General features: G+C 69.1%; 24 protein-coding genes. 12 read left to right on the top strand and 12 right to left on the bottom strand.

From position 1 onward, the window contains the following. Positions 1–8: 8 nt before the first annotated feature. Complete coding sequence (locus A3IC_RS0112735; protein WP_020550440.1) at positions 9–1,622, bottom strand: PucR family transcriptional regulator; 1,614 nt, start codon at positions 1,620–1,622, stop codon at positions 9–11. 296 nt (positions 1,623–1,918) lie between these two features. Here A3IC_RS0112735 and A3IC_RS0112740 point away from each other — a divergent pair, with 296 nt between their 5' ends. Next, positions 1,919–3,034 carry a serine hydrolase domain-containing protein gene (locus A3IC_RS0112740; protein WP_245599245.1) on the top strand — a complete coding sequence of 372 codons (1,116 nt, stop codon included), beginning with the start codon at positions 1,919–1,921 and terminating at the stop codon, positions 3,032–3,034. 314 nt (positions 3,035–3,348) lie between these two features. Here A3IC_RS0112740 and A3IC_RS0112745 read toward each other — a convergent pair whose 3' ends face one another. The 5 genes from A3IC_RS0112745 to A3IC_RS0112765 all read right to left on the bottom strand — a co-directional run bounded on the left by A3IC_RS0112745 (position 3,349) and on the right by A3IC_RS0112765 (position 9,621). Then, positions 3,349–4,521, bottom strand: coding sequence for an ABC transporter ATP-binding protein (locus tag A3IC_RS0112745; RefSeq protein WP_205353877.1), 1,173 nt, complete (start codon positions 4,519–4,521; stop codon positions 3,349–3,351). 29 nt (positions 4,522–4,550) lie between these two features. Further along, a complete protein-coding gene (locus tag A3IC_RS0112750; RefSeq protein ID WP_020550443.1) occupies positions 4,551–5,663 on the bottom strand; it encodes an ABC transporter ATP-binding protein in 1,113 nt (370 codons plus the stop codon). Then, the gene (locus A3IC_RS0112755) at positions 5,660–6,658 is read right to left on the bottom strand and encodes an ABC transporter permease (protein ID WP_026218183.1); all 999 of its coding nucleotides are present in this window, start codon (positions 6,656–6,658) and stop codon (positions 5,660–5,662) included. Before A3IC_RS0112755 ends, A3IC_RS0112750 begins: the two co-directional genes overlap by 4 nt. Before the next feature lie 109 nt (positions 6,659–6,767). After that, positions 6,768–8,543, bottom strand: coding sequence for an ABC transporter substrate-binding protein (locus A3IC_RS0112760; protein WP_026218184.1), 1,776 nt, complete (start codon positions 8,541–8,543; stop codon positions 6,768–6,770). A 70-nt stretch (positions 8,544–8,613) separates the two neighbouring features. Next, entirely contained in the window at positions 8,614–9,621 is a 1,008-nt protein-coding gene (locus tag A3IC_RS0112765; RefSeq protein WP_020550446.1) for an ABC transporter permease, read from the bottom strand. A gap of 1,323 nt (positions 9,622–10,944) precedes the next feature. Between A3IC_RS0112765 and A3IC_RS0112780 the strand changes: the two genes are divergently transcribed. Further along, positions 10,945–11,712 (top strand): hypothetical protein, encoded by a 768-nt coding sequence (locus A3IC_RS0112780; protein ID WP_026218185.1) that lies wholly within the window; start codon positions 10,945–10,947, stop codon positions 11,710–11,712. Positions 11,713–11,736: 24 nt separating this feature from the next. Further along, complete coding sequence (menC, locus tag A3IC_RS0112785; protein WP_020550450.1) at positions 11,737–12,846, top strand: o-succinylbenzoate synthase; 1,110 nt, start codon at positions 11,737–11,739, stop codon at positions 12,844–12,846. A gap of 44 nt (positions 12,847–12,890) precedes the next feature. Here menC and A3IC_RS0112790 read toward each other — a convergent pair whose 3' ends face one another. Next, positions 12,891–13,529 carry a TetR/AcrR family transcriptional regulator gene (locus tag A3IC_RS0112790; RefSeq protein ID WP_020550451.1) on the bottom strand — a complete coding sequence of 213 codons (639 nt, stop codon included), beginning with the start codon at positions 13,527–13,529 and terminating at the stop codon, positions 12,891–12,893. Positions 13,530–13,686: 157 nt separating this feature from the next. Between A3IC_RS0112790 and A3IC_RS0112795 the strand changes: the two genes are divergently transcribed. The 4 genes from A3IC_RS0112795 (at position 13,687) to A3IC_RS0112810 (ending at position 17,313) form a co-directional block, all read left to right on the top strand. Further along, positions 13,687–14,592 carry an NAD(P)-dependent oxidoreductase gene (locus tag A3IC_RS0112795; RefSeq protein WP_020550452.1) on the top strand — a complete coding sequence of 302 codons (906 nt, stop codon included), beginning with the start codon at positions 13,687–13,689 and terminating at the stop codon, positions 14,590–14,592. Between the two features lie 142 nt (positions 14,593–14,734). Further along, positions 14,735–15,346, top strand: coding sequence for a TIGR03086 family metal-binding protein (locus A3IC_RS0112800; RefSeq protein ID WP_026218187.1), 612 nt, complete (start codon positions 14,735–14,737; stop codon positions 15,344–15,346). A 298-nt stretch (positions 15,347–15,644) separates the two neighbouring features. Then, positions 15,645–16,226 carry a hypothetical protein gene (locus A3IC_RS0112805; protein WP_020550454.1) on the top strand — a complete coding sequence of 194 codons (582 nt, stop codon included), beginning with the start codon at positions 15,645–15,647 and terminating at the stop codon, positions 16,224–16,226. A gap of 235 nt (positions 16,227–16,461) precedes the next feature. Beyond that, a complete protein-coding gene (locus A3IC_RS0112810; RefSeq protein ID WP_020550455.1) occupies positions 16,462–17,313 on the top strand; it encodes an SAM-dependent methyltransferase in 852 nt (283 codons plus the stop codon). A gap of 624 nt (positions 17,314–17,937) precedes the next feature. Here the strand turns inward: A3IC_RS0112810 and A3IC_RS0112815 are convergent. The 3 genes from A3IC_RS0112815 to A3IC_RS0112825 all read right to left on the bottom strand — a co-directional run bounded on the left by A3IC_RS0112815 (position 17,938) and on the right by A3IC_RS0112825 (position 21,363). Further along, the gene (locus A3IC_RS0112815) at positions 17,938–19,821 is read right to left on the bottom strand and encodes a translocation/assembly module TamB domain-containing protein (protein ID WP_158695933.1); all 1,884 of its coding nucleotides are present in this window, start codon (positions 19,819–19,821) and stop codon (positions 17,938–17,940) included. A 384-nt stretch (positions 19,822–20,205) separates the two neighbouring features. After that, positions 20,206–20,790 carry a flavin reductase family protein gene (locus tag A3IC_RS0112820; protein ID WP_205353859.1) on the bottom strand — a complete coding sequence of 195 codons (585 nt, stop codon included), beginning with the start codon at positions 20,788–20,790 and terminating at the stop codon, positions 20,206–20,208. A gap of 141 nt (positions 20,791–20,931) precedes the next feature. Next, complete coding sequence (locus A3IC_RS0112825) at positions 20,932–21,363, bottom strand: DUF2000 domain-containing protein (protein WP_026218190.1); 432 nt, start codon at positions 21,361–21,363, stop codon at positions 20,932–20,934. A 49-nt stretch (positions 21,364–21,412) separates the two neighbouring features. On the opposite strand from A3IC_RS0112825, the gene A3IC_RS54085 reads away from it, so the two are divergent. Together A3IC_RS54085 and A3IC_RS64715 are read left to right on the top strand one after the other, a co-directional pair. After that, complete coding sequence (locus A3IC_RS54085) at positions 21,413–22,315, top strand: helix-turn-helix transcriptional regulator (protein ID WP_020550459.1); 903 nt, start codon at positions 21,413–21,415, stop codon at positions 22,313–22,315. A 353-nt stretch (positions 22,316–22,668) separates the two neighbouring features. Continuing rightward, the gene (locus A3IC_RS64715; protein WP_020550460.1) at positions 22,669–22,845 is read left to right on the top strand and encodes a hypothetical protein; all 177 of its coding nucleotides are present in this window, start codon (positions 22,669–22,671) and stop codon (positions 22,843–22,845) included. Between the two features lie 180 nt (positions 22,846–23,025). Here the strand turns inward: A3IC_RS64715 and A3IC_RS0112840 are convergent, their stop codons facing one another. Then, a complete protein-coding gene (locus A3IC_RS0112840) occupies positions 23,026–23,853 on the bottom strand; it encodes an SCO6745 family protein (RefSeq protein WP_020550461.1) in 828 nt (275 codons plus the stop codon). Positions 23,854–23,902: 49 nt separating this feature from the next. On the opposite strand from A3IC_RS0112840, the gene A3IC_RS0112845 reads away from it, so the two are divergent. From A3IC_RS0112845 to A3IC_RS0112855, 3 genes are all read left to right on the top strand, one after another. Next, complete coding sequence (locus tag A3IC_RS0112845) at positions 23,903–24,487, top strand: hypothetical protein (RefSeq protein WP_191864111.1); 585 nt, start codon at positions 23,903–23,905, stop codon at positions 24,485–24,487. A 422-nt stretch (positions 24,488–24,909) separates the two neighbouring features. Next, positions 24,910–25,095 (top strand): hypothetical protein, encoded by a 186-nt coding sequence (locus A3IC_RS54090; RefSeq protein ID WP_040876510.1) that lies wholly within the window; start codon positions 24,910–24,912, stop codon positions 25,093–25,095. A 50-nt stretch (positions 25,096–25,145) separates the two neighbouring features. Next, the gene (locus A3IC_RS0112855; protein WP_158695934.1) at positions 25,146–25,289 is read left to right on the top strand and encodes a hypothetical protein; all 144 of its coding nucleotides are present in this window, start codon (positions 25,146–25,148) and stop codon (positions 25,287–25,289) included. 284 nt (positions 25,290–25,573) lie between these two features. Here the strand turns inward: A3IC_RS0112855 and A3IC_RS0112860 are convergent, their stop codons facing one another. Continuing rightward, a complete protein-coding gene (locus tag A3IC_RS0112860) occupies positions 25,574–26,860 on the bottom strand; it encodes a hypothetical protein (RefSeq protein ID WP_026218192.1) in 1,287 nt (428 codons plus the stop codon). Positions 26,861–26,981: the final 121 nt, after the last annotated feature.

The raw sequence follows: 26,981 nt of genomic DNA on the forward strand, positions 1-26,981 counted from the left end.
GCCGGGGCCTACCAGCCGAGTTGGTCGCCGAGCCGCAACCGCAGCCACAGCACCAGACGCTCGTCCGGGTCGGCGAGATCGAACCCGAAGATTTCCGTGGCGCGGGAGAGCCGGTACCGGATCGTGTTCGGGTGCACGGACAGCCGATGGGAGGCGGCAGCGACATCGCCGTTGGCGTCCAGGTAGGCGAGGATGGTGGGCGCGTAGGTGGTGCTGTGCTCGAGATCGTGGGCACGGACCGCCGGCCCGAGCCCGCGGGGGAGCCCCTCGTGCGTGGCCAGCATCCGGGCCAGTGCGGACAGCGTCGCGCCGGCCCACACCTCGTCGATCGTGGCCACCTGGCACGGCTCCGGATCACCCTGCCGTTCGGAGAGCGCACGCAGAACGAGGTCCGCGTCGGCGCGTGAGCTCACGATCGAGCGCAGCCCCTGGACGAGCGAGCCGAGTCCGGCCCGGACGGGCACACGGAGCGCGCTGTGGGCCCGCCGCGCGATATAGGCGACGAGTTCACGGTGCGCGTTCGGCGAAGGCCCGCTCGGCAGCAGCGCGTAGACCGTTCCGTCGATCAACGCGCAACCGTGCCGGCCGTAGCGCGCCTCGCAGTGCAAGCTCACCAAGTCGGCGAGCCGGGTGGCCGCTTGTGCCGTGAGAACATCCTCGGCATCGACCGAGGCGACGGCGAATGCGGCCACCGCGACGGGCGAGTTCGGGTCCAGGCCGAGCTGTGGGGCCACTGCGGTGACACTGCTCGGGTCGGCGAGCAACCGCCGCAACAGGTCGGCGTACCTGCGCCGGACGGCAGATTCCGTGGTACGAGCTGCGAGCAGGTGCAGCGCGACGTTGTTCGCCACATCGGAAAGGGCCTGTTCGGCAACGGAGTCCAGGCGTTCCCCGGCATTGACGACCCAGATCGAACCCACCACCTCGCTGCCCACGCGGACCGCGATGCCGAGGCGAGGAAGACCCCCGGGAAAGGCAGGGAACCGGCAGGTGCGCCCCGCCCGGGTGAGCACCCGGTATTGCTCGTCGTATTCCGGGCCGTTTGGCACCTGGAGGCCGAGGATGCCCTGGCGGCGGCCCTCGTCGACGGCCTGGCCGGGCAAAGTCGAGTACGCGAGGATGCGCCGCTGGGGATCCTCGATCACGGTGGCTCCGCCCACCATCCCCGCGATCGCGTTGGCCAACGCGAACAGATCGCCGACGGCCGGGGCACCCGCGGCCTGCCCGAAACGCTCCGTCGGAGTAAGGGCCGAGGAGATCATGGCATCCAAATGGTGCCAGGCCACGGCCTCGTCGGCGGCAAGCAGCACGATGCCGGACTGCTGGGCGGCTTCCACCAGCCGGGCGACCGGCTCGCCGAAACTCTTCACGACCAGGCAGGCGTACCCGGCCTCGGCCGCCGAACCGACCAGCTCCATCGCCTGCGCTTCGGCCATCCCCACTCCGACGGCGAGCAGGATCGCGTCTTGGATGGGGGGAAGCGGAAGCGGGGCTCGCCGCTCGAAGATGAGTACGCCCGAGACCGGCACCGGTTTCTCCGGCGGTACGGTCAACGGCCGCAGCAGCGACGAGCCCAGCACTTCCAGGACTTGTCCGAGATCGGGAACCCCGGTATCGAGCATCCTCACCTCTTTGGCCAGACACACAAAGCATTCGAAGAATCTCTGGACGAGTACCGCATGTATCCGGCCAGTCCAGGCGCCACGCTGTCCGCATGCTCAATCCAGCAAGCGTGCGGTGGGCATGTCCAGTGACCGTACCTTCCACGGCCCCGTGAAGCGCAACCAATCGCGGCCACCCCCGCCGTCCCCCGCACCGGCGCTCGAGACCGAACCGACTCGGGACATCGAGTCCGTCTTCCCCGGCACCAGGCGTAATCGATCGCACCACACGCATCAGAACTGCAAAAGGAGATTTCATGCGATACCGGACAAGTGCTGTCGTGGCCTTGGCGTGCGCAGCCTCTCTGATAACGACGCCCGCGAAGGCAACCGCGACACCGCAGTGTGACACCACGCCCATCCAGACAGCTCTGAAGTCGCTGCAAAGTGTCGGCGTCTCGGGGATCAGCGTGACGGTGAAGAGCCCGAGCTGCGGCGTCTGGAACGGCGGTGTCGGACTCGCCGATCTCAGAACGGGCCGTAAGGTCGTCGGCAATGAGCACAGCCGGATCGGCAGCGACACCAAGACCTGGACGGCCACGGTCGTGCTTCAGCTCGTCGGCGAGGGCAAAATCGATCTCGACGACACCGTGGACGACTATCTGCCCGGTCTCGTCCACACCAAATTCTATGACGGACGCAGCATCACGATCCGGCAGCTTCTGCAGCACACCAGCGGCTTGCCCGATTACCTGGACGCGCCGTTCTGGGAGAACGAGGACGCGCACCGCTGGGATCACATCGAGCCCTTGCAGACGGTCCGACAGGCGCTCACGCTACCCAGGCCCGACCGGACGGAGTCCGGTTTTTCCTACTCCAACACCAACTACAACCTGGTCGGTCTGATCGTCACGAAGGTCACGGGTCGCAGCATCGCCACCGAGATCACGGAGCGGATCATCAAGCGTCTCGGACTGTGCGAGACCCAATGGCCCGGCGATCGGACCACGATCCCCAAGCCGGACCTGCGAGGCTACGCGGAGCGGCGGGGCACTCTGGTGGACAGGACGGAATGGAACACCTCGGAGGCCGACGCGTCGGGCGCTCTGATCTCCGACGGTGCGGACACCACCACCTTCTGGACCGCCCTGTTGTCCGGGAAACTGCTGGCTCCGGCCCAACTCGCCGAGATGAAGAAGACCGTTTCGGAGGACGTCGCGAATGAGCGCTACGGCCTGGGAGTCGAGCGCCACGAGCCTGTTCCGGGCCTTGTCATCTGGGGACACAGCGGCAGCATGTCCAGCGGCCACAAGTTCAGGAACGCCGTCACCGACGACGGCCGACGGGCCGTGACCCTGCTGATCGGCTCGGAAACGTTCGACTCGGACAAGGTGGACTCCATCATGAGCAAACTCATGCGCGACCTCCGCTGACGGTATCGCCTGAACTCCCCGGCCCGGCAGGGTGCTACCGAAAGCGTCGCAGATCTCCGCACCGGATCCGCCCCTGTGGACGACAGAGCGATGACGCCGCCACAGGGGCAAGTCCGGTCCGGCCGGCGCCAGTTGCCGCCGATTGAGTGAGGTTCCCGCGTCCGTCGGGTGGACGGCCGCCGGTCCACATCCGCCTTCGCACGCGAAAGGCTCCGTTGTGTCGTTGAGGGCATCACCGCGCAGTCGTCGCCGATGCCCTCGACGACCTTTTCATGGCCATTCCGGTTCCTGTGCCATCGGGTACTTCGCGGCCGTCACCCCCCGGCCGTACCCGCGGTACGGCGCCCACCGGGTGTGCCCGGCTCCGTGGTCCGCTTCGCGGCCGACAGCAGGATGGTGTCCTGTGGGGCCTGGTCGGCGAAGTTCTCCGGGTGGTGGCAGGCCAGCCGCTGACCGGGCCTCAACTCCTTGAGAGGCGGCTCGGTCGTCGTACAGATCTGCGTCGCCTTCCAGCACCGGGTGTGAAAGCGGCAGCCGCTGGGCGGGGCGATCGGCGAGGGCACGTCGCCATCGAGCAGGAGGCGCTCGCTCCTGGCGTTTCTGCGCCGCGGGTCGGGGATCGGGACGGCCGACATGAGCGCCTTGGTGTACGGGTGCATCGGTGTCTTGTAGAGCAAGTCCCGGTCGGCGAGTTCGACGATCTTGCCGAGGTACATCACCGCGATCCGATCCGAGACGTGCCGGACGACGGACAGGTCGTGCGCGATGATCACGTAGGTCAGGCCCAGTTCCCGCTGAAGGTCGTCCATGAGGTTGACGACCTGGGCCTGGATCGACACGTCCAGCGCGGACACCGGCTCGTCCGCCACCACCAGCTTCGGCTTGAGGGCGAGCGCGCGGGCGATGCCGATGCGCTGGCGCTGGCCGCCGGAGAACTCGTTCGGATAGCGGTTGTAGTGCTCGGGGCTGAGGCCGACCACCGACAGCAGTCGCTGCACTTCCTTCTTGATGCCGCCCTCGGGTTCCACGCCCTGGAGCTTGAAGGGGGCGCCGATGATCGTGCCGGTGGTGTGGCGCGGGTTCAGCGACGAGTACGGGTCCTGGAAGATCATCTGCACGTCGCGGCGCATCGGGCGCATGCCGCCCACTCCGAGGTGGGTGATGTCCTTGCCCTCGAACTCGATCGTCCCCGCGGTCGGTTCGAGCAGCCGGGTGATCAGCCGGCCCATCGTCGATTTGCCGCAGCCCGACTCGCCCACGACACCCAGGGTCTCGCCCGAGCGCACCTCGAAGTCGATGCCGTCGACGGCGCGCACCGCGCCGACCCGGCGTTGGAAGAGGCCCTTCCGGATCGGGAAGTGCTTCCGCAGCCCGGTCACCTTCAGCAGGACCTCACCGGGCGCGGCGTCCTTGGTCAGGGTGGCCGCACCGCGGGTCTCGGACGAGTCGAAATCACCGGCCCGCCCACCGTCGCCATATGCGGGCATGCTCACTGCGTTGTCCTCCGCGTTCTCACTCACAGCCTCGGCGCAATCTCTTCGGTCCAGATCCGCTCCCGCTGCTCCTGCGTCATGTGGCAGGCGGCCCAGTGCCTATCGCCGACCTCGGTCAGCTCGGGGCGGACCGTGCGGCTGAGGTCGTCCTTCGGCACGTCCGCGTACGGGCAGCGCGGGTTGAAGGCGCAGCCGGACGGGAGGTTGATCAGGGAGGGTGGGGAGCCCTTGACCGGGACGAGCCGGTCCTGCTGCTCGCGGTCGAGGCGCGGCATCGAGCCGAGCAGACCCCAGGTGTAGGGGTGCCGGGGCTCGTGGAACACCTGCTCCGCCGGGCCGCGCTCGATGCAGCGACCGCCGTACATCACCAGGATGTCGTCGGCGAGTTCGGCGACGACGCCCAGGTCGTGGGTGATGACGATGACCGCGGAGCCGAACTCCTCCTGCAGATCCCGGATGAGGTCCAGGATCTGCGCCTGGACGGTGACGTCCAGGGCGGTGGTGGGCTCGTCCGCGATGAGCAGTTCGGGGTTGTTGACCAGGGACATCGCGATCATCGCGCGCTGGCGCATGCCGCCGGAGAACTCGTGCGGGTAGTTGTCCACCCGTTTGTCCGGCTGCGGGATGCCCACCCGGTCGAGCATCTCGATCGCACGCTTGCGGGCGGCCTTCTTGCCGACGTCGTGGTGGATCCGGTACGCCTCGACGATCTGCTCGCCGATCGTGTAGTACGGGTGCAGCGCGGACAGTGGATCCTGGAAGATCATCGCCATCTCACGGCCCCGCAGCTTGCGTACGTGGTCGGCGCCGACCGACAACAACTCGGTGCCGTTCAGCCAGATTTCGCCGGAGACCCGCGCCTTGCGCCTGCCGTATCGGCCGGCGGTGTGCAGGCCCATGATGCCGAGCGAGGTCACCGACTTGCCGGAGCCCGACTCGCCGACGATGCCGAGGGTCCTGCCCCTCTCCAACCGGAAGCTGAGCCCGTCGACGGACTTGACCAGACCGTCGTCGGTAGGGAAGTGCACCCTCAGGTCACGCACGTCCAGGAAGGCACTCGGAGCGGGCGAAGCGGCGGAGGGCGACGCGGCCGCGGGCCCGTCCACCGGGGCTCCGCTCCTGCCGGGTTCGGTCATGTGAGCCTCACTCGGGGGTCGATCACGGCGTACAGGACATCGACCACGAGGTTGGCCAACAACACCGAGAGGGAGGTGATCAGGACGACGCCCAAAATGATGGGCAGATCCTGGTTCCTGATGGCGTTCAGCACGGCCTGGCCGAGGCCGGGCAGGTTGAACGTCGACTCGGTGAGGATCGCGCCACCGATGAGGGCGCCGAGGTCCATGCCCAGCATGGTGAGGATCGGCGTCATCGTGGAGCGCATGGCGTGCTTTCCGATGACGGTTCGCTCCCGCAGGCCCTTGGCGCGTGCGGTACGGATGTAGTCCTCGCCCAGGACCTCCATCATCGTGGCGCGGGTGATGCGCGCGTACATCGCCGCATAGAGGAAGGCGAGGGTGATCCACGGCAGGATCATGCCGCCGAACCAGCCGCCCAGGCTCTGGCCGAGTGGCACGTACTGCGCGTCGAACCATTTCAGCCCGAACGCGAACGTCGCCAGGGAGAGCATGCCGGTGAAGTAGATGGGGAGGGACACACCCGCGAGGGCGACGACCATCGCGCTGCGGTCCCAGAGGCTGCCGCGCTTGAGCGCGGAGAGCACACCCGCCGCGACACCGAAGACCAGCCACAGCACGGCGGCACCGAGGGCGAGCCCCAGGGTCACCGGGAAACGGTCGGTCAGCACCGGCCAGACGGCCTGTTCGCTCTTGAACGAGTAGCCGAAGCACGGTGCGGAGCAGTGCACGACGTCGCCGCCGGTCGCGAAGGTGCGGCCCGCGAAGATGCCCTTGAAGAACTCCCATGCCTGGAGGTGGACGGGGTCGCTCAGGCCGAGCTTCTCCCGCACGGCCTCGACGGCGGCGGGGTCGGCCTGTTTGCCCACGAAGCTCGCGGCGATGTCGACGCCCGCCCATTTGGGGACGAGGAAGAAGATGCCGAAGACCACCATGATGATGACCACCAGCATCACTGCGGCGGCGAACAGCCGCCTGATAAGGTAAGCGAGCACAGCCTACGGCCTGCCGCGGATCGCAGGCCGCCGGGGCTTCCGGCGGCCCGGGATCACGCCGCGCCGGCCTTCACCTGCCTTTCGTGCCGTTCGGCGGGTGTGCCGGAGTTCACTTCGAGGACTTGAGACCGAGGCTGATGAAGTCGTAGCCGTTGTACGCGTCGGTCATGTAGACGTTGGTGAGTCGGCTGGAGCGCCAGTTCAGGTACTTCTCGTAGGTGAAGGGCAGGTAGTACGCGCCCTCCATGACCTTGTGATTGATCTGCCTGGCGATCCGGCCCTTGCTGCCCTCATCGAGTTCCTTGGCGTAGGCGTCGAAGAGTTCGTCGATCGCCTCGTCCTTGATCAGGGCGTAGTTGTTGTTGCCGCTCTCCAGGATGTATTTGCTGTCCCACAGCGGCCGACCGAAGCCCTGGACGGACGGGAAGTCCGCGGCCCAGCCGTCGATGATGATGCCGTAGCCCTTCTTCTCCACGTTGGAGGGGCTGCCGACGATGCCGGAGGTCTGCGAGCCGTCGTACTGGTCGATCTGCGCGTCGACGCCGATCTTCTTCAACGACGCCTGCAGGGACTGGGCGGTGGCCACCTCGACCGGCTTGTTGTTGCGGACGGCGATGGTGGTACCGAAGCCGTCCGGCTTGCCGCAGGCGATCAGTTCCTCCTTGGCTTTGGCGATGTTTCCGTTCTTGTCGGCGCCGGCCAAGGCGAACGGGTCGTACTCCCGGCCCTCGGTACCCGGGACCGTCGGCGGCAGCATGTTGGTCCCGATGTCACCGCCGGCGACGGGGCCACCGCGCGCGGTCTGCAGGGACAGGTGGTCGGCCCCGTGGATGACCGCCTTGCGGCAGTGCTCGTTGTCGAACGGCTTCACGTTCTGCGGGAAGACCGCGTAACGGACGTAACCGGAGAGCGGATTGTCCAGGTTGCCCTTGTGCTGCTTCAACGCGGTCTGGCGACCCTGCGGCGACATGCCGCTTTGGCTGAGGTCCAGGTCGTAGTCGCCGGCGATCAGTCGCTGGTCCATGTCATTGGCGTTGGAGAAGAATTTGACGCTGACGGTGTCCGGGTAGGCCTTGCGAACCGGGTCCGAGGTGTCCTTCCACTGCGTGTTGCGGACCAGTTCCAGGCTCTTGCCCGGCTCGTACGACTCGAACTTGTAGGGACCACTGGAAAACGGATGCAGGCCGTACTTGGACTTGGTGTCCTTGTCCTGGCGTACCGGGGAGGCCGACGGCATCGCGAGCATCTGTGGGAAGTCGCTGTTGACCTGCGGCAGGTGGAAGACGATCGTCTTGTCGTCGGGTGTCTCGACCGCTTTCAGGCCCAGCTTGTCGGCGGACTCGTCCTGATAGGGGCCCTGGTACTCGCCGTTGGGGTCGAGGATGTCCTTGAGGTAGACCGGACCACCCGACAGCACGTCCTGCGCCCACTGGCGCTCGATGCCGTACTTGACGTCCTTGGAAGTGATCGGCTTGCCGTCCTCCCAGCTGATCCCGTCGCGCAGGGTGAACGTATACGTCTTGCCGCCGTCCGAGACCTTGCCCATGTCGGTGGCGAGGTCGGGCTGTAGCGCGGCGCCCGACTTGCCCGGCTCGGTCTTGTAGGTGACCAGTTGGCGGCTGTAGTACCGCATGAAGTTCCAGGCGAAGCCGTAGTAGCTCCGCGTGGTGTCCCACGAGTCACCGTCCTGGGTGCCGGCGAACTTCAGGGTGCCGCCCTTCGTGGTGCCGGCGTTCACGACCTTGTTGCCGGCGGCGTCGTAGCCGGCGTCGCTCGTTTTGCCGCCGCCACTGCTGCCGCACGCCGCCGTGGCCAGCAGCCCTGCGACCAAGGCCGCAGCGGCCAGTGCCTGCTTACGCCGCCCTGAGGTGCGTTGGGTAGTCACGATCTCGGATCCTCCGGATTCGATGAGAGACCCCGTGTGAAGTGCCGCGGGTCGCCTCGGGGACGGCAGTTCAGCGGGAGCCTTTGGGGTCGAGCGCGTCGCGCACGCCGTCGCCGAAGAGGTTGAAGGCAAGGACGGTGATGAAGATGGCCACGCCCGGCACGACCATGTAGGTCGGATCCGAGTCGTAGTAGTCGATCGCGTTCGAGAGCATCTGTCCCCACGAGGCCGTGGGCGGCTTGACGCCCACGCCCAGGAAGCTGAGCGCGGCCTCGGTCAGGATGTTCGTGGGAATCATCATCGTCGTGTAGACGACGATCGGGGCGACGAGATTCGGCAGCAGTTCCTTGAACAGGATGTGGAAGCGCCCGGCGCCCAGTGATCGGGCGGCCTCGACGTACTCGCGTTCGCGCAACGAAAGCGTCTGGCCGCGTACCACGCGCCCGATGTAGGGCCACCCGAAGAAGCCGATGACCAGGATCATCACGAAGACGCGGACGCTCGAACCGGTCATGCCCAGCATGTCGCTCGGCATGACCGAGACCAGCGCGATGATGAACAGCAGCTGCGGAAAGGCGAGCAGACCGTCCATGACGCGGCTGATGGCGGCGTCCACCCAGCCGCCGAAGAAGCCCGCCAGGATGCCGAAGACGGTACCCAGGACGACCGCTACCAGGGCCGACAGGAAGCCGACGAGCAGTGAGATCCGGGCGCCGTAGAGGATCCGGGCGAAGATGTCCCGGCCGTTGACCGGCTCGACGCCCAGCAGGTGGTCGCCGTTGATGCCGCCCAGCGACCCCTTGGGGGTGCCGAACAGCGCGTCGATCATGTCCTCGTGGTAAGCGTCCGGATCCTGTCCCACGAGGTTCGAGATCACGGGCGCGAGCAGCGCGATCAGGGTGAGCGCGAGTATGACGGCGCCACCCGTCAGCGCCAACCTGTCGCGCTTGAGCCGTTCCCAGGCGATCCGCCCCAGCGAACGGCCTTGTACAGGCTTGGCGTTGCCCCCGACTGCCGCCGCTTCCTCGATCGCGCTCGGGGCCGCTTCCGCGGTCGGCTCGTGCAATGGTGCCGTCATCTGACAGGGACCCCTCTCAACCGGCGCCGGCCGGACCGTACTTGCCGCTGTGGCGGCGTCATCACTGTGTCGGCCACAAGGGCGGACGCCCCTGCTGTGGAACTCTTCAACGCTTCGGCGCCACGCTGCCGGGCGGAGGAGTGGGAGACGTTTTTGCTCGAGCCGGCCCGGGAGATCGGGCCCGCACGGACGTGCACTGGGCGCCGGACGACCACGCCGCTCACAAGAGTTCGGCCATCGAGACCGCAGTGCCGCCCCACCGCCGCTTGCGCCCGCACTTCACGCCCACCGGATCGTCCCGACTGGACCTGGTTGCCGAGTCGGTGATGTGGCGCCTGTAGTCCGGATTCACGTGGCCGGCGCACACCGCCCTGCCGCTGTCGATGCAGGGCTCAGGAAGGGCGATCGTCTGCCCGAGGTCGACATGTACCGCGACCTCCGTGCGATGGCCCGGCATGAAGGCGCGATCAGACGACGGCCGGTAAGGACTCCGCCGTGCCCGCCGACGGTGATGGACGACACCGGTCGGCAGAGGTCGTGGACGCGTTTGCCGACGGTGCGGTCCACCTTGTTTCAGTCGCAAGTCCCGGGCCGGGAAGTGCGGGACGGACGTCGGCACGGGCGGGGGTGCGCGTGGCGGTTTCGGTGGCGCCGGCCCGGGCCGTGCTGGGTGCGGTCGCCGGGGGAGCCCGCCGCACGCTTGCTGGATTGTGCATGCGGACAGCGTGGCTTCTGGGCCGGCCGGGTACATGCGGTCCCCGTCCAGAGATTCCCCGGATGCTTTGTGCGACTGGCTATAGAGGTGAGGATGCGCGGTATCGGGGTCCCGACCTCGAACAAGTCCCGGAATCATGAACGGGTTCCCGCCGCCGGTAGGACCTGCGCAATTGTTCCGACGTACAAATTGGCGGGCACATCCTCGGACTTTGATACAAAGCCGCAGGAAGGCGGCGACGCACACACTCGGAGAGGTGCCGCCCGGGGACCTGTTCACCCCGGCGAACGCGATCGCGCCGCTTTCGGACGCCCCCGGCGCCCGGCGTCAGCGCATCGCCGTCACCCGCGCACCGAGCTCCTGACCATGACGCCTCCCAAAAATCGTTCGCCCGGCCACCGAACAGGCCGCACAGCTCGGCCTCGGTCGGCTGTGGCAGACGGCTGCCCGCACAACCCCCGACGGCAACCACGCCGCCGGGGTGCGGTGTTGCACGCTCGACGGCCTCGGCGGGCCGGCGATGCCGCGCACACCGACCACGAACATGTCATCACCGCCACCATGCCGGCCCGCGCCCGGCCCCTGGCCCACCCAGTGGGAGCACCGCGATGAACGGATCCACAATCCGAGAACTGCACATGATGGAGGACCTCGATGCCGTCAGCCTCCTCTATGCCGACATCTGGGGGTCCCAACCCGGCAGCTCACCCATCTCCGCCGAGGTCATGCGGGCACTCTCCCATGCCGGCAACTACGTGGCCGGAGCCTACGAGGACGGCCGCCTGGTGGGGGCGTCAGTCGCCTTCTTCGGCGAACCCATAGGCACCAGCCTGCACTCACACATCACCGGCGCCGTGGTGGGGCGCGGCGTGGGCCTCGCCCTCAAGACGCACCAGCGGCAGTGGGCGCTCGCCCATCGACTGAGGCGCATCACCTGGACCTTCGACCCGCTCATCCGCCGCAACGCCTACTTCAATCTGACCAAACTGGGCGCTCGGCCGGAAGAGTACTTGACGTCCTTCTACGGCGCGATGGACGACACCATCAACGGCGGCGACGAGTCCGACCGGGTCCTGGCCGCCTGGGACCTCACCGCGCCCTTCCCGCCCGAGGCCGTCGAACTGCCCGCCGGCGCCGCTCACAGCCTCCGCAATCACGAAGGCCGCCCGGAGACCGCGGCGACCGGCGCCGAGACCGTACTCATCGACCTCCCCGACGACATCGAGGCCCTGCGCCTCGCGGATCCCGGCGCTGCCCGGGCTTGGCGGCTGGCCGTACGAGAAACCCTGGGCGGCTTGCTCGCCGAGGGTGCCCGTGTCATCGGCTTCCACGAACGCCGCCGCTACGTGGTCCAACGCACGACAACCCATGTTTGACCGCCCGCAGAGGAGCCACCAGTCATGAAGACGAAGATTTCCGGCGTCGAGCTGCGTCGGATCGCGATGCCGCTCGTTGCCCCGTTCCGTACCTCCTTCGGCGTGGAGACCAGCCGCGATGTGCTGCTGGTCCGTGTCGTCACCGCCGACCACGAGGGGTGGGGCGAGTGCGGGGCCATGTCCGAGCCGCGCTATTCCTCCGAGTACGTCGACGGCGCCCAGCACGTCCTGCGCAGGTTCCTCATCCCCGCCTTGCCGAAGGACGGCGTGGACGTGCACGCGGTGGGTCGTGTCCTGCAGCCCTTCACCGGCCACCGCATGGCGAAGTCCGCGCTGGAGACAGCGGTGCTGGACGCCCAACTCCGCAGTGCCGACGAGTCCTTCGGCACCTACCTGGGTGCCGCTCGGGACCGGGTCCCCTGCGGCGTCTCGGTCGGGATCATGGACTCCGTGCCCGAACTCCTCGACGCCGTGGGCAGATACATCGCCGAGGGCTACGTCCGGATCAAGCTGAAGATCGAGCCCGGCTGGGACCTCGACCCGGTACGTGCCGTGCGCGAGCGCTTCGGTGACGATCTGGTCCTGCAGGTCGACGCCAACGCCGCCTACACGCTGTCCGATACCCAACAACTCGCCGGACTCGACGACTTCGGACTCCAACTGATCGAACAGCCCTTGGCCAACGACGACATGGTCCAACATGCCGAACTGGCCAAGCTGCTACGCACCCCGATTTGCCTGGACGAATCCATCAAGTCCGCCGCGGACGCCGCAGCGGCCATCTCCCTCGGCGCCTGCTCGGTCATCAACATCAAGCCGGGCCGCGTCGGCGGCTATCTCGAAGCCCGCCGCATCCACGACCTCGCTCGCGCCCATGGCATCCCCGTCTGGTGCGGCGGGATGCTGGAGACCGGCATCGGCCGCGCCGCCAACGTGGCTTTGGCCGCCCTGCCCGGCTTCACCCTCCCCGGCGACACTTCCGGCTCCAGCCGGTACTTCGCCACCGACATCACGAAGCCGTTCGTCCTCTCCGACGGGCATCTCGACGTCCCCACCGGCCCCGGCCTCGGCATCGAGCCCCTTTCCGACCTCCTCGACGAGGTAACCACCTCAAGCGAGTGGATAGCGATGTAGAAGACGTGGTGCGGGTGGGCGAAGGGGCGCTGAATTTCTCGCGCTCAGCCGCGGGCGCTCGGGCGTGGGTACGTGTCGAGCAGCCGGGTCAGGTGCACGCCGGCCAAGAGCAGCGGCTGCTCGCTCCGGGTGACCTGGGCGGCCAGTTCGGCGCCTTCCAGGGTGCTGATCACGGTGTGCGCGAGGTCGTGCGCGTCCGCCTCGGTCAGACCCGCCTCGACCAGTTTCGCGAACACCAACTCCCGCCAGTGCGCGAACGCCTCGGCGGCGGCGGCCTGGATGTCCGGCGCACCGGCCGCGGTGCCCAACGCGGTCGCGGTGACCGGGCAGCCGTCGACCCAGTCGGACGCGCGCAGCCCCTCGGCCAGACTGCGGGTGAGCTCGCGGATCGCCGCACCCGGGTCCGGCTCGGCGGCCAGAACGGCCCGCAGGATGTCGACGAACTCCGCGTCCCCGTGCCGGATCGCGGCGACGGCCAACTCCTGCTTGCCGCCCGGGAAGAAGTGGTACATCGAGCCGAGCGTGGCGCCGGCCTCGGTGGAGATCTGCTTGATCCCGGTGCCGTCGTAGCCCTGCCGCTGCATCAGTCGAGAGGCCGTGCGGACGATGCGTTCGCGGGTGCCGAGCTGCCTCGTTCCGGCGTTCGGGGCGATCGACTCGTGCTGCTGCGCCTTGGTCTTCACGAGGTGAGTCTACCGAATAGAGCGTTCGTTCCAGAGCGTGCTACGTTGTGAGCACTGGATAGAGCGTTCGTTCTAGTCCGGTCGCCGCCGGCGACCGGTCCTCCGTCGTCGGATCGGGCGACGGAGCCATCGCACACGACGCATCTCGGGAGTACTCATGGGCGACAAGCGCGACAAGCAGACGATTGCGGCGGTCGGTGGCCGGCAGCCCGTCACGGTCATCGGTCTCGGTCCGATGGGCCAGGCGATGGTGCGCGCGTTCCTGGCCGCCGGTCATCCGGTGACCGTGTGGAACAGGACGGCGAGCAAGGCGGACGCGTTGGTCGCGGAGGGCGCCGAGCGCGCGGTCACGATCGAGGCCGCGCTGGCCGCGAACGAACTGGTGGTGCTGAGTCTGACCGACTACGACGCGATGTACACGATTCTCGAACCGGTCGCCGCGGCGCTGTCGGGACGGGTACTGGTCAACCTCAGCTCGGACACGCCGGACCGGGTCCGCACCGCGGCGGCCTGGGTCGAGCAGCACGGCGCGCGGCACCTGACCGGCGGGGTGCAGTCGCCGCCGTCGGGCATCGGATCACCCGAGATGTCCACCTTCTACAGCGGTCCGGCCGACGTGTTTGAGGCGCATCGGCACACGCTGGGCGTCCTGACGGGAACCGACTACCGAGGCGCGGACCCCGGCCGCGCCGCACTCCTGTACCAGCTGCAGATGGACATCTTCTGGACCTCGATGACCGCCGCCCTGCACGCGCTGGCGGTGGCGCGGGCGAACGGCATCTCGGCCGCCGAGTTCCTGCCGCACGCGGCGGCGACGGCCGCGTCGGTGCCGGACTTCCTCGCCTTCTACGCGCCGCGCCTGGACGCCGGCGAGCACGTCGGCGACGTGGACAACCTGGCGATGGGCCTGGCGAGCGTCGAGCACGTCGTGCACACGACGCGCCGATCGGGCGTGGACGCGGCGTTGCCGAGTGCGGTGCTGGAGATCTTTCGGCGGGGCGTCGAGGCCGGGCACGGCAAGGACAGCTTCACCAGCTTGAGCGAGGTCTTCCGGGCGGGGTGAGCGCAACAGGTCGGCCACCGCCGCCTGCCTGTCCGGGCTCGCTGCGCCCCGGCAGCGCGGCCGGCGGCCGAACCGGGCCATGGGCGGAGCGAGGTCCGTTTTCCGCCGGCCGTGGGCCGCCTTCGCGACCATGCTGGGATGTGTGCTGAACTCAAGCGAGGGACTCATCGACCGATTCGTCCTGGCCGGCCGAGAATTCGAGCGGCGCCTGCGGATGGTGCGGCCGGAACAGTGGACGTGGCCCACCCCCTGCAGCGAGTGGGATGTGCGTCAGCTGGTCAACCACATGACCCGGGGGAACGTCGGCTACGTTCGACTCCTGCAAGGCGGCACCGGGGCGGACTTCATTCGCCTCCGCGACGAGGACGCGTTGGGTGCGGACCCGCTCGCCGCGTACATGCGATCGGTGCGCGAATGCGCGGCCGCGTTCGGACTGCCCGGCGCGTTGGAGCGTGTCCTCGACTATCCGCTGGGCCGGGTGAGCGGGCGGCAGGCGATCGCCGTGCGAACCACGGACAGCGTGATCCACACGTGGGACCTGGCCCGGGCGATCGGCGTCGACGACGCCTTGGACGCGGGGTTGGTCGGGTGGATCGGCTCCCACCTGGACGACATCTACGCGGGCCTGATGGAGACCCCCACCGCCGTCGAGACGACGAATCGCTTCTTTGCGGCACCGGACGGGGAACCCGCCCACGACGGATCGCCACAGGACCGGCTGTTGCACCGCATGGGCCGAAACCCCTGGCCATGACGTGTGCGTCAGCGCCCGGACACCGTCATGGGCCGACTTTCGGATGCCACCGGCGGCCTGCGTGGCGGGAGAGGGGTGCCGGCGACCCGAACGACGCGAACGAGCCCACTCGAGCGAGCGACCCGCCTCGTTTGTCCGAGGCGGCGCGGCGCGCATCGGTCATCCTGAGGTCGTCGGGGGCATCGGCCCTGCGGCGTAGCCGAGTTCAGCCCGGCGAGCGATCCCGGGTCGCCCCGCCGACTGCGATCTTCGATGGCGAACGAGCCGGCCATCGGCTCATCGAGACCGAGGACCGCGCATGCAGCCGCAGTCGATCCCGAACGTCGAAGGACCCGCCGCCGCCCGCACCGGACGTGTCCGCAGTGCGTGGCGGGCGGCCCACGAGCCGGCGCCGGGGGTGTCCAGGCGGATACAACTCATCGCCTACGCCGTGCCGTTGGCGGTGCTGCCGTCGAGCGTGTGGCGACTCCCGATCGTGTTCGACACGGGAAAGGGCGTGGGTGAACGTGTGTACGTCGTCCTGCTGTCGTTCCTGTCCGAGGCGTTGGCGTTCACCGCGATCGGCCTGATTGCCCGCTGGGGCGAGGTCTTCCCGCGCTGGATCCCGGTCCTGCGCGGTCGCCGGGTTCCACCGAATGCGGCGGTTCTCCCGGCCGCGGTCGGGGCGGTGTTCCTGACATCGGTGTTCAGCGTGGTCTCGACCGTGGCTCAGATCAGAGGCACCACGATCCAGGGCGGCGATCTCCCCGCGGATGCCCCGGGCCGGTACACCGGTTGGGAGTCGGTCTGGTTCCACCTCTGCTATACGCCGTTGATCGTGTGGGGGCCGCTGTTGGCCGTCCTGACGGTGGCCTATCGGGGCCGCCGACGAGAGGCGTGAGCGGCGTCGCGCAAGCGCGGCACCGGGGCACGGTACGGACGACTCACAAGCCGCCGGGCGTCACCCGGCGCCCGCCTCGATCGAAATGACCGGCCGGTCACCCGGATCGGGCCGCCGCGCACCCGCTCTCACCAGGGGCGTGGTGGGGCGATAGCATGGCGGTCACACATGGTGAACATGGGCGAGTGCCGCAGGCGCGCTTTCTCGTTCGGCTTCGGGGCGGGGGCAGTTGCAGATGGATTCCGTGTTCGAGCGATCGCCGGAGCAGGAAGCCTTGATCGCCGGATGGGCTCCTCCCGAGGTCGACACCGGTAAGCCGCACTCGGCGCGCATCTACAACTACTTCCTGGGTGGCAAGTCCAATTTCCCGGTCGACCGGGAAGCCGCCGAAAAGACCCTGGCGGCGGTACCCAACGCGCGTACGGCCGCGCGGGCCAATCGCGCGTTCCTGCTGCGGGCGGTCGAGCATCTCGGCCGGCTCGGGATACGGCAGTTCCTCGACATCGGTACCGGCATCCCCATCGAGGGTCGCAACACCCACGACGCGGCCCAGCGGATCGCGCCCGACTCGCGAGTGGTCTACGTCGACAACGACCCCATCGTCCTCGCCCACGCCCGTGCGCTGCTGTCCAGCCATCCGGACGGTGCGACCGCCTACATCGACGCCGACGTGCACGACCCCGACGCCATCCTGGCCGACCCCGCGCTCACCGAGACCCTGGACCTCGACCGGCCGCTCGCTCTCCTGCTGATCGCGATCCTGCACTTCGTCCCGGACGAGAACAAGCCCACCGACATCCTGCGCCGTCTCACCGACCGGCTCCCCTCCGGCAGCTACCTGGCCATCTCGCACCTCACCGGCGACTTCGACCCGGTTGCCACGAGTGGCGGGGTCGCGGCGTACCGCAACGCGGGCATTCCGATGCAGGTGCGCAGCCGCGCCGAGGTCGCCGCACTCGTGCCCGAAGGATGGGAACTGCTCGATCCCGGTGTCGATTTGGTTTCCCATTGGCGTCCGGACCCGGGGGTCGAACTCCCCGATCCGGTCACCATCGGCTGCTACGGCATGCTGGTACGCAAACGCTGAACGGCCCCCGGGGTACCGGTCGAGGCCCGGGTGCGGTTGGTCACGGCGCCGGTGGTCGCCCAGGACGGTGGGGTACGACGTCGGACCGCTGATCCCGATCGGCACGGTCGACAGCACCCAGGGTTGCCCGCGGTGTCCGGGGTGAGGTCGGCGGTCGGGGCGGTGGAGAAGTCGCCGGCGTAGCGAGCAGCCGCAGCGTCGCGACGATGAGCCGTGCCAAGCAAGCGCGTTGCTGGAAGACTCGTCCGAACTCTGCACTCGTGCGAGCGACTTCCCGCACCGCACGGGTCTCGGCGCGAACGCCCCTCCCGATTCGACGTGCCGATCGAGTTCCGGCAGGTACGCGATCGCCGGGGCGGGCTCGTTCCGGCCGCCTGGGACCTCGGCGAGGAAAGGGAAAGCCCCGCCCCCGGCCACAGTTGCGGTACGGACGAGCGGGGCATCCAGGGCGCGAAGACAACGTCACCGATGCGGCCGACGGTGGAACGAGGACTTGCCGGACCCTGCGCGCGGCCGACGTGGCGAGTGACCTACCGGGCCGCCGACCTGTCCTGCGGCCGTCCCCTGCCGACGGCCGCCCCGCGAGACCCGTGCTCTTTCCGGGCGGCCGTCACACCATGACCGTCAGCTGTCCGAGCGGAACGCCCCGTGGACGCGCAGGTCGCCGTTGATCGCTACCTTGCCGTCGTTGGTGTGCACGATCCAGGCGTCTCCGGTGCGGACCGACAGATGCCCGTTGGCGTTCACCTTCCCGATGAACAGCGACTGCCCGCCGACGCGCAGGTCGCCGTTGATCGCTACCTTGCCGTCGTTGGTGTGCATGACCCAGGCGTCCCCGTCACGGACCGACAGATGCCCGTTGGCGTTCACCTTGCCCTCGAACTGCGACTCCCCGTGGACGACGAGCTTGGACTGTCCCTGTTCGGTCGTCAGTTTGCCCGCGACCGTCAGGCCGTTCGCGTTGACCACACCCCCGACGTCGAGGTTCCGCAGGGGCCGGACGTCGCCATGGACGGTGAGATCGCCGTTGGCGGTGAGGTCGCCGCCGACGGCGACCTTTCGGTTGGCATTGACCTCGCCCTCGGCGTCCAGCCGGCCGTGGACGATCAGCCGCGGCGGGCCGTCCTGTGTCTCCAGCACGTTGTCGACGGTCAACCCGCCCCGGAGGGTGAGACGTTCCTTGACCAGGGCCCGGTGGGTGACCAGGTCGTTCAGGTCCGCCTTGTCGGCCGCGACGGTTCCCCACTGCCGGTTGCCGGCGCCCTGGTACACGTTCAGCCCGGCGGGCGGGAACGAGATCCATCCGTCGTCGGCCGTGCGTCCCTGCACCCACTCGGTGTTGATGCCGTTCAGGTCGGCCTTGTCGGCGGCGACGGTTCCCCACGCCTGCGTGCCGTCCTTGCGTACGTTCACGCCGGACTGCGGGAATTCGATCCATCCCTTGCCGGCGTCGCGGTCGCCCACCCACCCGGTGTTCACACTGTTCGCGCCGACCTTGTCGGCCGTGACGGTCCCCAGGTCGCCTCCCCCGCCGTGGCCGACCCTGATCCCGTCGTGCGGGAACTCGATCCACCCGGCATCGCCGTCGCGGCCCCGTACCCGTGTGGCGGTCACGGTCTCGACGTCCGCGGTGGCTGCCGAGACGGTGCCGGGCGCGTCGGTGTCGTCGCGGATCCGTGCGCCTTGTGTGGTGAAGGTGATCCGGCCCTTGTCGGTGGTGCCCTGGACCCAGGGGGTGTGTACCCCGGCGGTGGCGGTCACGCTCTCGAACTCGGGGCTGCGCAGGTGGACGGTGGTGGTGAGGAAGTACCCCGGCTGCTGGAGGGTGCGGGATGTGGCCACCAGGGTGTAGGTGGCGTCCCGCTTCGGCTCCTGGCCCGCCTTCGGCGACCACTGCCAGCCGGCCGCCCCCGTCCTCTGCGGGACGTCCTCCGCGAGGCCGTCCGGCCCCAGGATCTTGTACGCGAGGGTGTCCGGCCCCGCCCACTGCAGGACGACGTCCTTGCCCGCGGCCACCAGGGACTCCTTCGGGCGGAAATTGCGCGGCACCTTGGGCGCCCGCTTCAGCAGGCTCAGGGTCACGGGGTTCCGCTGCACCACGGCGCCGTTCGCCGCTCTCTCCGTCACCTGCAACCGGACCAGCCCCGGGAGGTTGGAGACGGGGAAGCCGTCCAGCACCAGGATCATGGAGCCGCCCTCCTTGAACAGCGCGTAGGGCCGGACGGACACGGTGAACACGCCCGTCCCGGCGTCCCACACGAGTGTCGGCTCGTCCGCCTTGTCCGTCGCGGTGTTCTGTTCGACCCGTGCCTGGATCGCCTTCGGGTCGGGCGTCAGATCACCGTCATTGGGCCCGAAGGGCACCCGCACCTCGATGGAGCACCAGATCACGTCGCCCCTGTTCGGATTGGAGACGACGATGTAGACCGCTCCCCGGGACTCCTCGCCCGCCTCGGGCACCTGGAGCGGAGCCGGGTCGGTGAGGATTTCGTAATTCAAAGAAGCCACCGTTGCAACCCCCTGCTTCGGCTTCGCGGTTGCACGCCCCCCACGGGCGCACACCTCGTCTTCCACAGCGATATCCCACCGGACGACCCTAGACCCCCCGATTCGCCATGGCCGGCGTGAACCACATCCGCACTGGCCGAAACAGGGATCACGGATACTCCCGGAAGCGAGGCCGTCAGGGTGAGGCCGGGTGCGAGCATCCGTCGATGGGATCGCCGCGGTGTCGGACCCGACGCTTCGCACGGCCGGGGCACGCGGGAATCGAACTCGTTCGACGGTATGCGGCGCGGGATCGGACCGGGCCGTTTCGGCGATCACGGCGAAAACGGCAATTGATCGAGCACCGCTTCCCCAATCCACGCCTCGGCCACCTCGCCGGGCGGGTCAGCGCTCGGGATGGCCCGGGGCGAGGTCTTGGACATCGGCGTAGGTCAGCAGGTCGGTTCGGGTCGGGTCCGAATGCTCCGGGACCTCGATCGGCGCCAGGACGATACCGGTGTGGTCGCCGAGGTCGATCGCGTCCTCGACCCGACCCACGAAGCGCCGGGGGCAGTCGGTCAGCAGCGGGACGCCGGCGGGGCCCTCGGTCCACGCGCAGTGCGCGAACTTGTCCGTCCGGTCGCCGGTTTCCTCACCGAACAGGGCCGCGAGCGGGTGTTGACGCGAATCCGGCGCGTGTACCGCGAGTACGGGCGCGGCGGCGGCGACGCCGTGGGTGTGGTTGAGGGTGGAGACGCAGACCAGGAATCGAGGCGGTTCGATGCTGCACTGGGTGGCGAAGCCGACCAGGCAGCCGGAGCGCTCGCCGGTGTCCGGTCGGGCCGCCGTGACAATGAACATCGGGTAGTCGAGCGCCGCCACGAAGGCGTCGAAATCGGCGCGGTCACCGGGACCGAGACCGGAATCGGAATCGGTACGGGGACCGGGACCCGCCGGCTCCGTGCGACCGCTCCGCGAGTTCTCCATCATGCCCACCCTCCTCGCACCACATACCGCCCGTCGCGGCCCGAGGGTTACTGCCCGCCACCACCGCTCCTATGCTCCCGCCCCCACGTGTACGCTCCGCCCACCGCACGAACATGGACGCACGGGAAGCGCGTGAGCGACTCGCTACGGATGCATCTCCGCCCCCTTGAGGACCTTGTCGACCACGTTGCGCGGCCCGTGCACGGCCATACCCACCAGGTCCAACTGCTCCCGCCGGACCCCCCGTACCGCCGCTCGGTTGTCCCGGTCGTTGCCGGTGGCGAAGAGGTCGGCGGTGAACACTGCCACCGGCAGCTCGCGGCCCACCGCCCGGGCGTGGGCCGAGGCGAGCAGTTCACCGCTGCCTTGGAAGACCAGTACCGGCTGCCGGAACATCGGCAGATAGGTGGTGTCGTCGGCATCGGCATAGGGTTCGCCGATCACCTCGGGGATCCGCGTACCGAGGCCGCTGACCAGGAACGCGGTGACGTTCAACCGCTGCCATACGGCCAGGTCCGCGCGCAGGAGCACGGCGATCTTGGTGTCGAAACGAACAGGTGCGAGTCGGGTTTCCATGCCCACATCGTGTCCTCGGCGGCCGGTGACCGTCTTGTACGATCCTGACATGGTTGCCGGCTCGGAGATCGTGGCGTGGCGGCCGTCGGTGGCCGGGGTGAGCGAGGTCCTGCACGCCCACATGACCGATCACAGCTACCCGATGCACACGCACGCCGCGTGGACGCTGCTGATCGTCGACGACGGCATGGTCAAGTACGACCTGGACCGGCACGAGCACGGCGTGCTGCGGCGCGCGGTGAGCCTGCTGCCGCCGCACATCCCGCACAACGGCAGCGCGGCCACCCCGACCGGGTTCCGCAAGCGGGTGCTTTATCTGGACTCCTCCCATGTGGCCGACGACCTGATCGGCCGGGCCGTGGACCATTCGGTGCTCGACGACCACGCACTGCACGGGCGGGTGCATCGACTGCACACCTCGCTGCTGCGACCGGGCGAGGAACTGGAGGCGGAGAGCAGGCTCGCGTTCATCGCCGAGCGGTTGCGCGGGCACCTTCTGGATCGAGTCGCCGCACCGGCCGTGGTGCGTGACGCCGGACTGGCCCACCGACTGCGCGATCTGCTCGACGCGCGTTTCGTCGAGGGCGTCACCCTCGGTGCGGCGTCCGAACTGCTGCATGCCCACCCGACCCATCTGGTCCGCGCCTTCGGTCGGGAGTTCGGCGTGGGCCCGCACCAGTACCTGACCGGACGCCGGGTCGACCTCGCCCGGGGACTCCTGCTGGACGGCATGCCGCCGCACACCGTCGCGGTGACCGCCGGCTTCTACGACCAATCGCATCTGAACCGCCACTTCAAACGCGCCCTCGGCATCAGCCCCGGCCGGTTCGCCCGCACCGGGGCACACCTGGTGAGCGCCGCCCGGCCGACCACGCGGAGCACGGCGGGCACCGTGATCACGGCGAGCACGGCGATCGGTACCACCGCGCCGTCGCCGGGCGACAACGGCTGAGAGCCGGCCCGCGCTCGGTCCCGCGCGGTGATGCGTTCGACGGCGCAAGAGTTGCCCGGGCTGCGATACCGACAGCCCCCATCCCGATCCCGCCGCACAAACGGATCGGCACGCGAGTCGAGAACCGGGTCGTTGATCCTTCGCTTCATGGCCTCCGCACAGCGCGCGGCCCGGGTTGCCGTACACCCCTACGAAGAAGATTCAGCGCCGATGGCGCGTAGCGCCGATGACGTGCGCAGCACTACTGACGTAGGTGGTGTGCACGCGAGCGGCAGCGGCGGGGGAGGGGGCGACGGCCCTCCGGGCAGGCCGAACTCGCGGGTTTCCGGATCCGGACCGCTCCGGGCGCCTACATGTGCTGGTGGGAACTGCCGGAACCGTGGCGGACGGACACGTTCGTGGCCGCGGCCGCGCGCCGGGGCATCGCGGTCACACCCGGCGCCGCGTTCGCGGTCCCACCCACCACCGCCCACCACGCCATCCGGCTGGGACTGGCCTCCCCCACCCCGGACGCCCTCTGGCGGCCCTGAAAACCTGGCGCCCCTGGCCCGCTCGACCCCGGAACACGAACCGGTCGACTAGCACCAGCGGTTGGCGGCGTACGGCGGTCCCGGCCGCCGGCGCGGGGGTGCGCTGCCTCGGGTGCGAACACCGGGCCGAGAAGCGGCCGTTCCGGTCGGCGGATTCCTCGTCCCGTCGGTCGCCGCTGGTCACCGCGATCCTGCGGCCACCAGCGTCGCGGTGACGGGTTCGAGCTCGGTGACCAGCTCGTCGAGCTCGGCCGGAGAGAGGGCGTCGTATGGCGGGGCGGCGAGCTCGTCGGTGAGGGCCTCGATGCGTTGCTTGGTCTCGCGGCCGGCGTCGGTGAACCGGCCGTCGGTGTCGACGAGTCCGCGCTCGCGCAAGCCGTCCATGACCGCGGCCAGCCGTTCCTTCGGCAGGTGATGGATGCGCCCGAACGACTCCGGCGGGTGGATGCCTTGCGCCAGCGCGTCGAGCACGTGGGCCTCCGTACCGCCGACGCGCGCGCCGACGAGAGCGGCGATGTGCCCGTCGCCGCGGTGCTCGCGCAGCATGGTCGCGGAATGCCACAGCCGGGCGACCGGGTCGCTCGGCACCGCGAGGGTGCGCATCCCGGCGTACATCACCCGGCCTTCCGTGGGCGCGCTCGTGGCGGCCTTGGTGGTCAGGTCGGCGGCGCGCACCAGACCCGGGGAGTCGGCCAGGTCGTCGCCGAGGATCCGCCGTACGGAGGCCGCGCTGCCCCGCTCGCGCGCGGCGACGGACGCCTCGGGCGGGATCGTCTCCCACGCGCTCGGGATGTGCCGCGCGGCCTCCCCGTCGGCGAAGTTGTAGAAGGCCGCGTGTACCACCTGCGCCGGCACCCGCCCCAGCGGCGCGGCGCGGCCGGCGAAGTAGCCGTCCCAGTAGGTGCGGTGGCCGAGCGCGGCCAGCTCCTCGTTGCACTCGTCGGCGAAGAAGGTGACCAGGCAGATCGGCTCCAGGAGCTCGAACATGCGGCGGGCGGTGTGAGTCATGGCTCACATCCTGCCTGCCTGCGGTGACACCCCGTGGAACGGTGTCGCTGTGACGACGGAACCGAAGACCTTCCAGACGCATCTGCGGCAGGCCGCGACCGGCATCCTGGAGCGCGTCCCCGCGCAGCTGAGTCGCGAGATATATGTCCTGGCCTTCAACGTCTGGCGCCTTGATGCCGACGACCGCCACCCGTACGTGGACATCGGCTACAACACGGAGAGCCGGTACGAGGAGGAGATACGCCAGGGCGCCGATCCCCGGGAGGCGCGCTGGAACTATGCGTTCTGGATCCTCGAGGGCTTCGACAAGCTCGGTAACGTTCCCGAGGACCCGGCCGGTGGCCCGCTCCATGAGGAAGAGGCCAGGCGCATCGGCATTTGGTACGACGGCGAGTTCGATCTCGGTCGGATGCTGGACGACGACGAGCTCCGCGCCAAGTGCGACCTCCTCCAACTCCACTTCCACGACGCCGTGATCGACCTCGCGCGTCACCTCCACGCGAGCGGCACCATCGAGAGGATCTTCGGCCGCCCGCTGCCCGTCGTCGTGTTCGACATGGACTGCCCGGGCTGGGAGGACGAGGCCACCAGGGCCGCCAACCCGCCGGAGCTGATCGAGGACTTCTCGGCATGAATCCGGTCGGAGACAACAAGTGCCGGCGGACAAGGCGCCCGTGCCCGCGAAAAGCCGTATCGGCCGGGTACGGACCGGAGCCCGACGGCAGTGCGTCATCACCTTGGTGACCATTCGACCACCGCCGCACCCTCCCACAGGCATTCTTCCTGCTTGCCGCGCCGACGGTTCGGGAGCGGAACGTCGTGGCCGGCGTGACGATCCGTACGTCCGCTCCACCGCGATCGAACTGCCGCGAACCCGACTGGATGGGGCCGCCGTTGCTGGTTGCTTCGCGGTCATGGGGCCCCGGCGACGTCGTCACGGTCACCGCGGTTCGGAACCGGACGCCGTCTTGATTCGAACCCGAGCACGCCCGAGTGGAGTACAGACGAGAGGCGTTTGTGTCACGCTCGACGCAGTGGGCCGTCGAGAGGAAGCCGATGGACTCGAGCGTCGTGATCAACGTCCTGCCCGACGGCGGAGACGTCCGGGGCAGCAGCTTTTCGCTTCCCCACACCTGGCTGGGCAAGGTCGACGGGGCCGTCGACGCCCACATCAGCAGCCTGGTCCCGGGGGAACCCGCGGTGACCACTACCACCTCGCGCGTCGTGAGCTCCTCGTCGTGATCCATCGGGACGCCTGGTCGTTGCATTGGGACTCGGGCGAGGGATCCGCCGTGTGCAGCCGTGACGCCGCGCACGCGGTGCGCAACGACGGGACGGAGGACCTGTACATCGTCGGTCTCTCCGACGGCGAGTACGACCCGGCCGCTCCCGACGCGTACCCCCGAAGGGTGAGTGGCAACACGGCAGTTCGGTGACCTGAGGAGGGCGCTGGAGGGTGCCCACAGGGTGAGGGGCCGCGAGGCCACCCCGAAGACGCGCACGGCCCTCGTGGACCGCCTGGCCCGACCGCCGGGCTGATACCGGCGGAACTCTCGTGCCCTTCACCGCGGGTCGGCCGACTCGACGGCCGTAAAGCCCGAAGCTCCGGCACTGCGCAGGCGAGATGATCGAGCTTGACGGCCGTAGAGTCGGCGCCCCAAGGGCAGTGCCGACAGAGTCCCAGGATCCGCCCTCAGCGCCGTTGCCCGTGGCGTTCGGTCTACCAGAGCAGCGGCAGACGGTCCTCGAGTCGCACGAGCGGATTCGCGATGAAACCGGCCAGGAGCGAACCGATCCACGCGATGGTCCACAACGCGTCGACCCACTCCCCGACACGCGGCCCGAACCTCCAGCGAACCTCCCGGATCCTGACCTGGAAATGCAGCGCGCCGATGGCGGCGACCAGAGCCAGACTCGCACACGGATAGACCCAGCCCTCCATGTCCGGCATCCACAGCACGACTTCGCCGGCCACCCCCACGCACACGGACGCCACCACCAGCAGCCAGTACCCGATCGTTCGGGGCCATCCGTTCAACTCGTGCCCGTACGGGATCGGGTCGTCGGGCGACGAGGAGCGGAATGTCTCCTCGCGCCGAACGGGCTGCTCGGAAGGTGTTGCCGGGGGCGCATCACCCCATCCCTCGACCGGATCGACCAGCCCGTCGTCCCAGGAGAACGCCGCCTCACTCCGGGGACCGGCACCGGCACCGGCGGCGTGTGTCGGCGTGAGCAGGTCCGCGTACTCGCGCGCCTCCAGGCGCAGAGCCGCGATTCGGGCCGCGGCGTCGTCCTGGGCGGCGAGGCGCAGGTCGCGTTCGTCGGTCGTGGCCTGCTCGGCCCGGCGGAGGAGGTCGAGCAGGCCGCGGCGTGTCTCGTGGGCCTGCTCGAGATCGGCGCGGGCCGCGTCGAGGGCCGCGCGCAGGCGGGTGTTCTCGGCTTCGAGCGCCTGCAGGCGGGTGTTCGTGTCGGCGGCGGCGTCCGACGTCTCGCGGCCGGGGGCGGGTGGTTCGTCGGCGAGGGCGTCGCGGTCGTGTTCGAGGGCGGCCAGTCGGGTGCGGAGTTCGCGTTCCCGTCGGGTGGCCTGCTCGGCGCGGGCGGTGAGCTCGGCGCCCATCGTGGTGAGCTGTTCGCCGAGGAGGTAGGCCTGGTAGCGGTCCGGGTGTGAGTCGCGGGTCGCGTCGTGGAAGAGCCGGCGGCCTTCGGCCGTCCGGCCCCGGACGTCTTCTCCGGTCGTCCGGTGCAGGGCTGCGCACAGACGTTCGGCGAAGTCCGGCTTGTTCGCCATGCGTTCGCCGCGAAGCATGCGGGACAGTTCGCTGCGTCCGTAGGGTTCGAGTGGGGGATCGCCCTGGGACAGTGCCCGGTCCAGGGCGGCGAGGGATTCCCACCCGCCGTCGATGCACACCCCGCGGGCCCACAGCACGAAGTCGCGGTGGTGCGGGGCGCAGGCCAAGGGGCCGATTCCGCCGAGCAGACGACCTTCCTCCGCGGCGTGCGCGTCCATGTGACTCCCCCGGTCGGCGCGGTCCTTGACGCCCCATCCTGGCGGATTCGGCGGGATCCGTGGTGTGGCGCGGTGGCAACACCTCGTCGCTCTTCCGGCAACACGAGCGCCGCCGCTTCGC

Origin of the sequence: Embleya scabrispora DSM 41855 (genome assembly GCF_000372745.1) — a bacterium.
In the GTDB taxonomy this organism is placed as follows: Bacteria; Actinomycetota; Actinomycetes; order Streptomycetales; family Streptomycetaceae; genus Embleya; species Embleya scabrispora.